At 63.2% G+C, this 13,092-nt stretch carries 13 protein-coding genes; 6 read left to right on the top strand and 7 right to left on the bottom strand.

Annotated features, from left to right (window positions below):
• The 3 genes from AC1D2G_RS29340 to AC1D2G_RS29350 all read left to right on the top strand — a co-directional run.
• Positions 1-294, top strand: a 294-nt coding sequence (locus AC1D2G_RS29340; RefSeq protein ID WP_477418452.1) for an IMP dehydrogenase, incomplete at its 5' end; no start/stop codon positions are given.
• Complete coding sequence (locus AC1D2G_RS29345; RefSeq protein WP_095085797.1) at positions 245-868, top strand: hypothetical protein; 624 nt, start codon at positions 245-247, stop codon at positions 866-868. The genes AC1D2G_RS29340 and AC1D2G_RS29345, both read left to right, overlap by 50 nt.
• A gap of 24 nt (positions 869-892) precedes the next feature.
• Positions 893-1,312 carry an MAPEG family protein gene (locus tag AC1D2G_RS29350; RefSeq protein ID WP_477418454.1) on the top strand — a complete coding sequence of 140 codons (420 nt, stop codon included), beginning with the start codon at positions 893-895 and terminating at the stop codon, positions 1,310-1,312.
• A gap of 58 nt (positions 1,313-1,370) precedes the next feature.
• Here the strand turns inward: AC1D2G_RS29350 and rnd are convergent, their stop codons facing one another.
• The 7 genes from rnd to AC1D2G_RS29385 form a co-directional block, all read right to left on the bottom strand.
• A complete protein-coding gene (rnd, locus tag AC1D2G_RS29355; RefSeq protein ID WP_095085791.1) occupies positions 1,371-2,522 on the bottom strand; it encodes a ribonuclease D in 1,152 nt (383 codons plus the stop codon).
• Between the two features lie 75 nt (positions 2,523-2,597).
• Entirely contained in the window at positions 2,598-3,842 is a 1,245-nt protein-coding gene (locus AC1D2G_RS29360; RefSeq protein WP_095085789.1) for an MFS transporter, read from the bottom strand.
• 156 nt (positions 3,843-3,998) lie between these two features.
• A complete protein-coding gene (locus AC1D2G_RS29365; protein ID WP_477418618.1) occupies positions 3,999-5,006 on the bottom strand; it encodes a LacI family DNA-binding transcriptional regulator in 1,008 nt (335 codons plus the stop codon).
• 153 nt (positions 5,007-5,159) lie between these two features.
• On the bottom strand, positions 5,160-6,173 hold the full coding sequence (locus AC1D2G_RS29370) for a zinc-dependent alcohol dehydrogenase family protein (protein WP_477418456.1): 1,014 nt from the start codon (positions 6,171-6,173) through the stop codon (positions 5,160-5,162).
• Positions 6,174-6,226: 53 nt separating this feature from the next.
• Complete coding sequence (locus tag AC1D2G_RS29375) at positions 6,227-6,997, bottom strand: L-iditol 2-dehydrogenase (protein WP_477418458.1); 771 nt, start codon at positions 6,995-6,997, stop codon at positions 6,227-6,229.
• Between the two features lie 36 nt (positions 6,998-7,033).
• A complete protein-coding gene (locus AC1D2G_RS29380; protein ID WP_457151806.1) occupies positions 7,034-7,201 on the bottom strand; it encodes a hypothetical protein in 168 nt (55 codons plus the stop codon).
• A gap of 37 nt (positions 7,202-7,238) precedes the next feature.
• Positions 7,239-8,558, bottom strand: a complete 1,320-nt coding sequence (locus tag AC1D2G_RS29385; RefSeq protein ID WP_477418460.1) for an ABC transporter substrate-binding protein — start codon at positions 8,556-8,558, stop codon at positions 7,239-7,241.
• A 310-nt stretch (positions 8,559-8,868) separates the two neighbouring features.
• Between AC1D2G_RS29385 and AC1D2G_RS29390 the strand changes: the two genes are divergently transcribed.
• The 3 genes from AC1D2G_RS29390 (at position 8,869) to aspS (ending at position 13,092) form a co-directional block, all read left to right on the top strand.
• Positions 8,869-9,855 (top strand): tagatose kinase, encoded by a 987-nt coding sequence (locus AC1D2G_RS29390; RefSeq protein WP_477418462.1) that lies wholly within the window; start codon positions 8,869-8,871, stop codon positions 9,853-9,855.
• Complete coding sequence (locus AC1D2G_RS29395; RefSeq protein WP_477418464.1) at positions 9,852-11,135, top strand: D-tagatose-bisphosphate aldolase, class II, non-catalytic subunit; 1,284 nt, start codon at positions 9,852-9,854, stop codon at positions 11,133-11,135. The genes AC1D2G_RS29390 and AC1D2G_RS29395 overlap by 4 nt, the downstream gene beginning before the upstream one ends.
• 166 nt (positions 11,136-11,301) lie before the next feature.
• Positions 11,302-13,092: an aspartate--tRNA ligase gene (gene aspS, locus AC1D2G_RS29400; RefSeq protein WP_477418620.1), complete on the top strand. Its 1,791-nt coding sequence runs from the start codon at positions 11,302-11,304 to the stop codon at positions 13,090-13,092.

The raw sequence follows: 13,092 nt of genomic DNA on the forward strand, positions 1-13,092 counted from the left end.
GCCATGGCGCGCGGCTCGGCCGATCGCTACTTCCAGGCCGAGGTGCGCGACACGCTGAAACTGGTCCCGGAAGGCATCGAGGGGCAAGTTCCCTACAAAGGACCTGTGTCTGGCGTGCTGCACCAGCTTGCAGGCGGGCTGAAAGCCGCTATGGGTTATGTCGGCGGTCGCGATCTTGCCGATTTCCGCGAACGCGCCACTTTTGTACGCATATCCAACGCCGGACTTCGTGAAAGCCACGCCCATGACGTCACGATTACCCGCGAAAGCCCGAATTATCCCGGCGGAGCCTGATCCGTACGGGCTCTGGCGCAACCTGGCCGCAACGATCCTGCGGCTGTCGCGCCACGCGGCCGCGCTCTGTTTCCTGTCGGCGGCGGTTTTCATCGCCATGACGGTGCTGGAATTCTTCTATTTCCGCCAGTTGAGCGGCGGCCTGGCGTCACTTGATATGCGCTTTCTCGGTTTCACGCCGGACGAAGGCATGGCTTGGCTGACGGCGCTCGGGCGGCGCGGCGGCGAGATCATTCTCGTCTGGCACTATCTGACATTTGATTTGCTGTTCCCGGCGCTGTTGTCGGTGACACTGGTCAGCCTGATCCTGGCCACCGGCCGGCGATTGAAGAATTTCCGCGTCCTGCCGGGGCAGTTGCAGTCGATCTTCGCGCTGATTCTGGTGCTGCCCTACACGCTGGCCGATTATGCCCAGAACATCGCCGTGGCGAGCCTGCTGTCCGATTTCCTATCGGCCAATCCGGATTCGCTGTCTCTCGCGTCAGCGCTGATCGTCACCAAATTCGCGCTTCTCGCCGTCCCGCTGACCGTCATCGCCGCTTTCTGGCTGGCGGGCCAGAAACACCAGGCTTGACGCCAAAACGGGGCAGGGCAGTTCATGAACCAGACCACGATCTTCTGGCCGTTGCTGGCGCAGGTGCTGCTGATCTACATCGTCTATATCGTCCTGGGTCGCCGCAGATACGGGGCGGTCAGGTCAGGTGAAGCCAAGGCCGGTCAGTACAAGCTACGCTCGACCGAGCCGGCCTCCAGCATCACCGTTGCCAGCAATCTCATCAACCAGTTCGAATTGCCGGTGCTGTTCTACGTGCTGTGCCTGACGCTGCACGTGACCAACGGCGTCAACTTCCTGACCCTGGCGCTGATGTGGATTTTTGTCGCGTCGCGCTATTTCCACGCCTGGGTCCACCTGACCAGCAACAATCTGCGGCTGCGCAGCCGCTCTTTCTTCCTCGGTGCTACCGTGCTGGCGCTCGCCTGGATCTGGTTTGCACTGCATCTGCTCGGAGCCATGTAAGCATCTGCTTACCTCCTGTGAGGGAGGATCGCCGCAAAGCGAAGCGGGGGTAAAGCGCCTAGAGGTCGAAAACCGCGATCTTGCGCTTGTCGAACTTGAAGCCGATCTCGCCGCGCACCAGCTTCAGCGCCGCTTCGCCGAACACCGCGCGCCGCCAGCCTTGCAGGGCGGGCACGTCGGCCTCCTCGCCCTCGGCCGCGATGCGGTCGATGTCATCGCTGGAGGCCAGCACTTTCGAGGCGACGCCTTCCTTTTCGGCGACGATCCTGAGCAGCACTTTCAACAGTTCCGACGCCGCGCTCGAGCCTTCGGGCGGCTGGAAGTTCTTCGGTAGCTTCGGCATCTGCTCCTTGGGCAAGGCAAGCGCGGCGTTGACAGCGCCAAGCAGGGCCGTCGCCGTCGAGGAGCGCTCCCAGCCTTTCGGCGTCGTGCGCAGCTTGCCAAGGGCCGCCGCGTCGCGCGGCGCCTGCTGCGCGACCTCGTAGATCGCGTCGTCCTTGAGCACGCGGCCGCGCGGTACGTCGCGTTCGCGTGCCTCGCGTTCGCGCCATGCGGCCACGGCCTGCACGATCGCCAGTTCCTGCGGTTTGCGCAGCCGCATCTTCAGCCGCTTCCAGGCGTCCTCGGGATGCGGATCGTAGGTCTCGCGCGAAGTGAGGACATCCATCTCCTCGTTCAGCCAGTGAGCGCGGTTTTCCCGCACCAGCTCGGCGCTGAGGTGCTGGTAGACCTCGATCAGATGGGTGACGTCGGCCAGCGCATAGTCGAGCTGCTTGTCGGAGAGCGGCCGGTGGCGCCAGTCGGTGAAGCGCGATGACTTGTCGAGCCGCGCGCCGGTGATCCGCTGCACGAGCTGATCGTAGGAAACGCTGTCGCCGAAGCCGCAGACCATCGCCGCCACTTGCGTGTCGAAAACCGGATGCGGAACGAGATCGCCGAGATGGACGATGATTTCGATGTCCTGCCTTGCGGCGTGGAAGACTTTGACCACCGCCTCGTTGGCCATCAGCTTAAAGAATGGCGCCAGGTTGATGTCGGGCGACAGCGGATCGATCAGCGCCGTCACGCCGGGTGCGGCCATCTGGATCAGGCACAGGATCGGCCAAAAGGTCGTTTCTCGAATGAATTCGGTATCGACGGTGACGAAATCCGACTTTTCGAAAGCGGCGAGAACGGTCTCGAGTTCTTTCTGGGTGGTGATGACGTGCATCAAATCGCTTTTGACAGGAGTAAGGTCTTCCTAGATTTCAGCCGGAAGCGCTTTCGTCAAGCTGTGGCGCCATCGTCATGGGGTTCCCGGCCCATCGGAATCGCCGTTTCTTCTGGCCAGCCGCGCGAAAATCGTCGATGTGCGCAACAGCGCGGTGAACCGGCTGCGCTTGCCCGCCGGGACGCCGGAGCGGGCCTGCATCCGGTAGAGGATGACGGCGATGAAGATCGCATAGACGACGGCGCTGAACACGAACAGCGCGCTCGGTCCGAAATACTGCATCGCCGTCGAGGCGGCGAACGGCCCGCCAATGGCACCAAAGGAATAGAACAACATCAAGGCTGCGTTGATCAGCACGAACTCGCCGGTGTCGGCGCGGTCGTTGGAATGCGCCGCCGACAGCGAATAGAGCGGCATGGCGAAACAGCCGAAGATGAAGATGATGACGAAGTTGAGCAGCGGATTGCTGCCGGCGATGAACACCAGCGCCAGTGCTGAAAGCATCGCGCAGCAGGTCGTCATCAACAGCACCCGGCGCCGGTCCCAGCGGTCGGAGAGGTAGCCGAGCGGATACTGGATGATGGCACCGCCGAAGATGCCGACGCTGACGAAGGTCACGACATCGGCAACCGACATGCCGATCTGCTCGGCATAGACCGGCGACAATGTGCGAAAGGCGCTGTTGGTGACACCGACGGCCATGCAGCCGAAGCAGCCCAGCGGCGAAATCCGCCAGACGCGCGCCAGGTCGAGCTTGACCTCCTCGGGCGGCGTCGGGTTGGAGCGGTCGCCCAGCGAGACCGGCACCAGCGAGAGCGTGATCATGATCGACATGATGGCAAAAATGGTGAAGCCGCCGGCACCGAAGATCGGGATGAGGAACTGGGCGCCGGTCACCGAACCGGTGTCGACCATCCTGTAGATCGCCAGCACGCGCGCGCGGTCGCGATTGCTGACGCCGGAATTCAGCCAGCTTTCGACGATGGTGAACAGTCCGGCAAAGCAGAAGCCGCCGGCAAAGCGCACCGCGCACCACATCACCGGATCGAGAACCAGCACCAGCAACAGGGTGCCGACAGAGGCGATTGCCGCCAGCGCCGAAAAGGCCCTGATATGGCCCACCGCCTTCATGATGCGGGTGATGGCCAGGCAGCCGAGCAGGAAGCCGGCGAAATAGAAGGTGCCCATCAGACCGATGTCGGAGGCGGAAAACCCTTCCTGCGCGCCGCGCAGCGCGATCAGCGTGCTCTGCAGCCCATTGCCGCCAAGCAGGATGCCGGCGGCGAGCAGGAGCGGGATCAGCGGGCGGATGGAGGACATGAAGGAAAACAACCGCTTGTCGTTGATCCTTCTTGAACCATCGCTTCCGTCAATGCCAGCGACAATTCCAAACGGAACTCGGCCGCGCGGATAACCGCGCTGCGAAAGATGGGAGATCGCCGGCTCTGTTGTGGCGTTCAGCCCGCCTGTGCCGGCTCAAGCCGAACTTCGCAGCATCAATTCCGCGTTGAGCAGGATGCGTCCGCCGTCTGGTTTGGCCGAGGATTTCTCATCCAGCCTCTCCAGCAGAAGTTCGATGGCCAGGCGGCCGATCTCGTTGTAGTTCTGCGCAACAGTCGTGATCGGCGGGCAGGCGTAGCGCGACAAGGGATGGTCGTCATGCCCCGCGACCCGCATGTCGCAGTCGGCCCCGTGGCCTACTTTCAGGCCCAGTTGATACGCGGCCGCGATCACGCCGAAGGCAACACGGTCGTTGGCGCAAAGCACGGTCCTGGTCGGAAAACCTTGCCCCTTCAGGATACGAAGCGCTTCATCAAAGCCGAATTTCTCGAAATCCCATGACCGCGCGTCGACAACGGGCACGATTTCAGGCGTCATCTTGAACTGCTGCATGGCCTCGACATAGGCGTCCTGTCTGGCAGAGGCGTTGTTGTTGACCAGCGGCATAGCGAAATAACAAGGCGGCTCGCCTGACCTGCAGAGATAATCGACGATGAGCCTGAAGCTCTGCCTGTTGTCGGTGCCGACGAACGACGAGATCTCGTCGAGAGGCGAATCGACGTAGATCAGCGGGATGCTCGATCCGAGTTCGGCCAGGATCCGGTGATGGGACTGCACGCCGAGCGGCGCGATGATGGCGCCGGCAATGTTCATCGACTTGAACGTCTGGATCGCCTGGTCTTCCATTTCGGCGCGTCCGTCGGAAGACAGCACAAACGCCAGGAAACCGGCTTCGTTGGCGATCGTTTCGATACGGCGCGTCAGCGCCATGTAGAACGGATCGGTCGAATTCGGAATGATGACGCCCAGAATGTTGCTGCGGCGGCGATTGAGATTGACGGCGAACATGCTCGGCCGAAAGCCGGACTTCCTTTGCGCGGCCTCGATCACGTTTCGAGTGTTTTTCCGTACCGAGCTGGGGTCGTTGAAATATTTGGAAACCGTCGTGCGGGACAAGCCGACGAAGGCCGAGAAGTCCTCCATCGTCCTGATTGTCTTTGCCATTCACGGGCTCCCTGCTCGAACTGCCGTCGCCACTGTCTACTTGAGTCATCTTTTCGCGGAAAGGAGGTGGGATATTCTTTCCGGGCGCAGGAGACCGCGTGTGGTCCATGGGCGCGGCTGAACTTCTGGAAATCACGGATCCGAGGAAAACTGTACTTTCATCGTCGTTGGGTCGCCTCCGGCTTTGGCGAAGAACGGCAGCAGTTCGGAAAGCGGCAGCCGATGGCTGACAAGCCGCGCCATCGTGCCGTCGTCCTGGCTGAGAATGTCGAGCGCCTGCGGGATGTTGCGGTTCAATGAGTGCGACCCCGCCAATCTGATCTGCCGGCGGAAAATCTCGAACGGCGCGACCGAGATCCTGGCATCGGGTGCGCAGACACCGAAAATGAGCGCCGTGCCGCCATCGGCGGTGAAACCGATCATGCTTTCGACCACCTTGGCGACGCCGGTGGCGTCGGCGACAAAATCGAAGCCCTGCGCCCGAGCCGACAGCGCCTGCGATCCGGACACGAGCGGCTCCAGACTGAGCGCCTCGGCGAAGGCGAGGCGCTGTTCGCTCATATCGGCGACCGCCACGCTGCTGACACCCTTGGCCCGGAGCGAGAGGGCAAGCAGCAGGCCGATCGGCCCGGCGCCGAAGACCAGCGCGGTGCCGGGCGTCCTGTTGCCGGTCTCGAGGCCCGCGGCGCCGAGACCATTGAGGACACAGGCGAGCGGCTCGGCGAGCGCTGCCGTGGCGAAACCGAGATCGCCGATCCCATGCAGATGGTCGACGGCAACCATGCTGAACTCGGCGAAGCCGCCGTTCTCGGTCACGCCATAGGCCTTCAGACTGGCGCACAGATTGGTCAGGCCCTTCCTGCAGGCCGGGCAATGCCCGCACGGGATGTTGGGATCGACAGCGACCCGGTCGCCCGGCTTGACGGTGGTGACATCGCTGGCGACCGCCTCGACGGTGCCCGCGTATTCGTGGCCGGGGACCAGCGGAAACGCGCCTTCGCCGTAGCGGCCATGCAGCACCTCGATATCGGTATGGCAAAGGCCGGCCGCGCGGACCCGTACCAGGGCATGCCCCGGTTTGATCGCGGGCATCTCCAGCTCCGCCATGCCGGCAACGCCTGCGGCGGTAAATCGGATGGCCTTCATTTCAGTCTCCCCTGCTTGGACGACCTTGTCCCGGATGGCGCGGCTCGGGCGCGTCAGCTCATCCAGTTGCCGCCGTCGACATTGTATGTCTGCGCAAGGATGTAGTCGCTGTCGGGCGATGCCAGGAACACGGCGAGCCCGGCAATATCCTCGGGCTGCGCGAAGCGGCCGATCGGGACCGATCTGGCCACTGCCGCCTTCTTCTCGCCCGGCTTCAGGCCTTCCCAGCGGGCAAAATGCGCATCGACGACATCCCAATGCTCGCCGTCGACGACACCGGGCGCGATCGCGTTGACGTTGATACCGTGCTTGACCAGCGCCAGCGCCGCCGACTGCGTGGCCGAAATGATGGCTGCCTTGGAGGCGCAGTAAAGTGTCACCAGCGCCTCGCCGCGGCGACCGGCCTGGCTCGCCATGTTGATGATCTTGCCGCCGCGGCCGCGCGCGATCATCACATTGGCCACGGCCTTCATCATGAACAGCGGCGCCTTGAGATTGATGGCGAACACCCTGTCATAGCTCGCTTCGGTGATGTCGGTTATCGGCGCCATGTCGAAGATGGCTGCATTGTTGACGAGGATATCGATGCCGCCGAAATCGCGGTCGACCTCCGCCACGACCCTGTCGATCGCACCGAGGTCGGTGACGTCAAGCTGGATGGCTCTGGCCGCCGCACCGATCGCGGCGGCGGCCCGCGTGGCCCGCTCGATGTCGATATCGGCAATCACCACCTTGGCGCCTTCGCGCACATAGGCTTGCGCGAAACCCAGGCCAATGCCGCGCGCACCGCCTGTTATGAGGGCAATCTTGTTGTTCAGTTTCATGTCCAATTCCAATTCCGCGAGTTTTTGAAAACGCTGTCAGAGCGCCCGGATGGCGACCGGCGCAACGTCACGGGAGACGTGCCCCATCGGATCCTTGACGCCGCCTGAGAAACGCACGGACCCGCTGTGGCGGATCCGTGCATCCTCCAGGCCTGCTACAATGGGAGGCTTTTCAGGCCCGGACCGCCAGGAGGCTGTGCTCATTCCGCCTCCTGGCTCACCTGTCTGGGCTTGAACCCGCCTATTTGATGTAGCCTGCCTCCGTCATCGTCTTCTCCACGGCGGTCTGGGCGCCATTGAGCACATCGTCGACCGACTGCTGACCGGTGACCGCGGCGGCAATCGCCTGGCCGACCTCGGTGCCGATGCCCTGGAATTCGGGGATGGCGACGAACTGGATGCCGGTATAGGGGACGGGATCCTTGGTCTGCTTGGTCGGATCGGCGGATTCGATCGCCGAAAGCACCGTTGCGGCGAAGGGGGCTGCTTTTTGGTAGTCCGGGCTGGCATAGGTGGATTTGCGCGTTCCCGGAGGTGCGGCAACCCAGCCTTCGGTCTCCCCGACGCGCTGGACGTAGGCTTTCGAGGTCGCCCATTTCACGAACGACTTCGCGGCATCCGCCTTGGTGGAACTCGCCGGGATGGCGAGACTCCATGCCCAGCCCCAGGCCGAACCGTTGGGCGTGACCGCCACCGGTGCCTTGGCGAAGGCGACCTTGTCGGCAACCTTGCTCTGCTTCGGATCATAGACACGACCCGCCGCTGACGTGGCGTCGATCCACATGGCGCAATGGCCGGAGGCGAACAAGGTCTGGTTCTCGTTGAAGCCGTTGGAGCTTATTCCGGGAGGTCCATCCTTCTTCATAGTGTCGACATACCAGCCGATCGCCTTCTTCCATGCATCCGAATTGATCTGCGGCTTCCAGTCCATGTCGAACCAGCGGCCGCCGAACGTGTTCACCAGCGTGCCGACAAAGGCCATGTTCTCGCCCCAGCCCGGTTTGCCGCGCAGGCACAGGCCGTATTGCTCCTTCGACTTGTCGGTGAGTTTGTCGGCGAATTCCGTGATCTGGTCATAGGTGGGCTGCTCCGGCATCTTCAGCCCGGCGGCGTCGAACAGATCCTTGCGGTAGAGCGTGAACGAGCTTTCGGCGTAGAAGGGCACGGCATAGAGCTTGCCGTCGACCGTCAGGCCGCTTCGCACCGGCGCGATGAGATCGTCATAGTCATAATCGTCGCCAAGATCGTTGAGCGATGTCAGCCAGCCGCTCTTGCCCCAGATCGGCGTTTCATAGCCGCCGATGGTCAGCACGTCGAACTGGCCGCCCTTGGTGGCGATGTCGGTGGTGACCCGCTCGCGCAGGACGTTTTCCTCCAGCACCACCCAGTTGACCTTGTTTCCCGTCGCCTTCTCCCATTCCGGCGACAGCTTCTGCATGATGATCATGTCGCCATTGTTGACCGTCGCAACCGTGATCTCCGCGGCCAGGACGGCAGTCGCCATCAGTGCGGAAGCGGCGATCGACGCGGCGAGAATTCCAATACGCTTACCAATTGGCATTTCGTCTCCTCCTTTACGAATGCGCATGTGTAAGTGAACATGCGTATATATTTTATTGCGCTTGAAAACACCCAAGTCAAGCTGCATAGGAGTTGATATTTGGCTGTCAGACCCAGCGCGGCGCACAGATTCTTGCCATTTGGTTCATCGGGAAAGGCGCGTGCGTAGCAAATAAAGTGGACGTACGTGCAGTTTGTGTTGACTTCGCTCTCGATGCGAATTACCTCGGCTACAGGTCAGGAGCGATCGTACAACCCGCACACCGACACGATCCGCGTCCGCTCCGGCTGGGAGAGAAGGAATTACAGGAATGAGCTTTTCCCGCCAAAGGGAGATCGCGTCCGAATCCGTGGGGCCGACGATTGCCGCCGGCGAAATCCTGGTCGAGATCATGGCGACGGAGCGGGGTCTGGGTTTCCTCGAACCGATGACGCTGGTCGGCCCTTACCCGAGCGGTGCTCCTGCCATCTTCATCGATCAGGTCGCAAGGCTGGGCGGCGACGCCGGGCTCGTCGGCTGCGTCGGCCGCGACGATTTTGGCACGATCAATCTGGAAAGGCTCAGGCGCGACGGCGTCGACGTGTCCGCCGTGGCCGTCAGCGATCGCTACCCGACCGGAAGCGCTTTCGTTCGCTACAGGCCCGATGGCGGCCGCGACTTCGTCTACAACATTGCCGGATCCGCCGCCGGGCAAATCCGCCTCACCAGCGAGGCGCGCCAACTGGCGGACAGGGCCGGTCACCTGCATGTCATGGGATCCACTCTGTCCGTAGCCGGGCTGAGGGACATCGTTGCCTATGCCACGAAGGCAGTGCGCGCCCGCGGCGGCTCGACCTCCTTCGATCCGAATGTGCGTAAGGAACTGATCGACGGCGCCGACGGCGCGCAATTTTCGGCCCTGGTCGACGATGCCGATCTGCTGCTTCCTTCCGGCGAAGAGTTGCTTACCGCGGCAGGGGTCGACGATGAATGCCAGGCGGTGAAGGCGTTGATCGCCAGGGGCGTCGGCGAGATCGTGCTGAAGCGCGGGGCTGCCGGCTCGTCCCGATTCGCTGCCGATGGCAGCAGGATCGACTGCGCCGGCTTCCGGGTGGAGGAAGTGGACCCGACCGGAGCCGGCGACTGTTTCGGCGCGACCTACCTGACCTGCCGGCGCATCGGGATGGCGCCTGACAGGGCGCTGTTCTATGCCAATGCCGCCGGCGCCCGCAACGTCACGCGGCGCGGACCCATGGAAGGCATCGCCGGCTTCGATGTGCTTGACGGCTTCATCGCCGGGACACAGAGGGCGACATGACGGCCAACCCGCTTGCAGGCCTCGCCACCGCCCGCCGAAACGGATCGCCTTATGGCATGACGTCGATCTGCTCGGCCCATCCGCTGGTCATCCAGACCGCCATCAGGCGCGCCGTCCGGGACAAGGAAACCACGCTGCTGATCGAGGCAACCTGCAACCAGGTCAATCAGTTCGGCGGCTACACCGGGATGACCCCGGACCTGTTCATCGCCTTCGTGCAGGAGATCGCCAGCAGGGAAGGCCTGGAGGCCTCACGCATCATCTTCGGTGGCGACCACCTTGGACCGAACCCGTGGCGCGCGGAGCCGGCCGCACAGGCGATGAGCAAGGCCGAAGCCATGGTCACCGCCTATGTCTGGGCCGGCTTCAGCAAGATCCACCTCGACGCGTCGATGGGATGCGCCGGCGAGCCGGCGGCCCTGGACGACGAGACGATCGCCATGCGGGCGGTGCGGCTGGCCAGGGCGTCTGAAAAGGCGGCCCACGCCAGTGGCGGTGCATTGCCGGTCTACATCATCGGCACCGAGGTTCCCGCCCCGGGCGGCGTCGATCACACGATCAGCGAGCTGAAGCCCACCGAAGCGGCAGCGGCGCGCCGCACGATCGACGTGCATCGCGAGATCTTTGCCCGGGAAGGCCTGGCCGAAGCGTTTGGCCGCGTCATCGCCGTGGTCGTGCAGCCGGGCGTTGAATTCGGCAGCCAGAACGTCGTCGCCTACAGGCCGGAGGCGTCGAAAGCGCTGACCGGACTGTTTGATGAGGAACTGTCGCTCGTCTACGAGGCGCATTCCACCGACTATCAGAGCCGCGCGGCGCTGACGGCACTCGTCAGAAATGGCTTTCCCATCCTCAAGGTCGGCCCGGGCCTGACATTCGCCTTGCGCGAAGCGCTTTACGGGCTCGACCTGATCGCGTCCGAAATGGTCGCGGATTACGGCAATAGATCGCTGGCCCGCACGATGGAGCGCGTGATGCTCGCAGCGCCGGGCCATTGGCACAGTCACTATCACGGCAGTGACGTGAGCCTCTATTTGCAGCGGCACTACAGCTACAGCGACCGCATCCGCTATTACTGGAGCAACCCCACTGCCGGCGTTGCCGTCGGCCGCCTGCGCGAGGTGCTCAACGGCGTCGCTATTCCCGAAACGCTGATGCGGCAATTCCTGCCGATGGTGCCGGCTGAACTCGGGCCTGCAGGGAATCCCGAGGCCATTCTTCATGCAGCGATCGGCCAGGTGCTGGCTGATTACGACGCGGCTTGCCGTGGGGACGCCGCCTGAATCCGTTGCGCTGTCGCTAGCCAAGGGGCTTGCTGCGCCTGTCGGGCGGCGCCCGGCGCCACTTGCCTTGACAAATCCGGCCTCTCATGCGCTTTTCGCGCAAATTTTCAGGCCGGGCTGTGATGCTTCGGCCGGCAACGCAGCACCCCGGACCCTACCAATGACAATGCACCGTTACCGCAGCCATACCTGTGCCCAGTTGAGGAAGAGCGACGTCGGCTCGACCGTTCGCCTGTCTGGCTGGGTGCATCGCGTGCGCGATCATGGCGGCCTGCTGTTCATCGACCTGCGCGACAATTATGGCCTGACCCAGATCGTCGCCGATCCGGATTCGCCGGCCTTCAAGGTTGCCGAGACAGTGCGTGGCGAGTGGGTCATCCGCGTCGACGGCGAGGTCAAGGCGCGCTTGCCCGAGACCACGAACGCCAACCTGCCGACCGGCGAGATCGAGATTTTCGCGCGCGAGATCGAGGTGCTGTCGGCGGCCAAGGAGTTGCCGCTGCCGGTGTTCGGCGAGCCTGACTATCCCGAGGATATAAGGCTGAAATACCGCTTCCTCGACCTGCGCCGTGAGACCCTGCACAAGAACATCATCGCCCGGACAAAAATCATCGCCGAAATGCGCAGGCGTATGGGCGAGGTCGGCTTCACCGAATTCTCGACGCCGATCCTGACCGCTTCGTCGCCGGAAGGCGCGCGCGACTTCCTGGTGCCGTCGCGCATCCATCCCGGCACCTTCTACGCGCTGCCGCAGGCGCCGCAGCAGTACAAGCAGCTGATCATGGTGTCGGGTTTCGACCGTTACTTCCAGATCGCGCCATGTTTCCGCGACGAGGACCCGCGCGCCGACCGTCTGCCGGGCGAATTCTACCAGCTCGACCTCGAAATGAGCTTCGTCGAGCAGGACGACGTGCTGTCGACCATGGAACCGGTGTTGCGCGGGGTGTTCGAGACCTTCGCCAACGGCAAACCGGTGACGCAGAAATTCCAGCGCATCCCCTATGATGTCGCCATGCGCAAATACGGTTCCGACAAGCCTGACCTGCGCAACCCGATCGAGATGCAGGCCGTCTCCGATCACTTCCGCGATTCCGGGTTCAAGGTGTTCGCCAACATCCTGGCCAACGACCCGAAGGCCGAGGTGTGGGGCATTCCGGCCAAGACCGGCGGCAGCCGTGCCTTCTGCGACCGCATGAACTCCTGGGCGCAAGGCGAGGGCCAGCCTGGGCTGGGCTACATCTTCTGGCGCAAGGAGGGCGACAAGATCGAAGGCGCCGGTCCGCTCGCCAAGAACATCGGCGAGGAGCGCACCGAAGCGATCCGCCAACAGCTCGGCCTTGCCGACGGCGACGCCGCTTTCTTTGTCGCCGGCGACCCGAAGAAGTTCGTGTCTTTCGCCGGTGCCGCGCGCACGCGCGCCGGCGAGGAGCTGAACCTGGTCGACCGCGAGCGTTTCGAACTGTGCTGGATCGTCGACTTCCCGTTCTTCGAATGGAACGAGGAAGAGAAGAAGATCGACTTCGCTCACAACCCCTTCTCGATGCCGCAGGGGGGCATCGATGCGCTGAATGGCGAGGATCTGCTTGGCATCAAGGCGTTCCAGTACGACATGGTCTGCAATGGCTTCGAAATCGCCTCTGGCGGTATCCGCAACCATTTGCCCGAGACCATGGTCAAGGCGTTCGAGACGGTCGGGCTGGATCGCGCCACGGTCGAGGAGCGCTTCGGCGGCCTCTACCGCGCCTTCCAATACGGCGCGCCGCCGCATGGCGGCATGGCTGCCGGCGTCGACCGCGTCGTCATGCTGCTGGTCGGCGCGAAGAACCTGCGTGAGATCACCATGTTCCCGATGAACCAGCAGGCCTACGATTTGTTGATGAACGCGCCTTCGGAAGCAAGCCCGCAGCAGCTTCRCGAACTGGCGCTGCGCGTCGCCGCACCCAAGAAGGACGCCTGA

It is taken from the genome of Mesorhizobium sp. P2_C7, assembly GCF_056404515.1.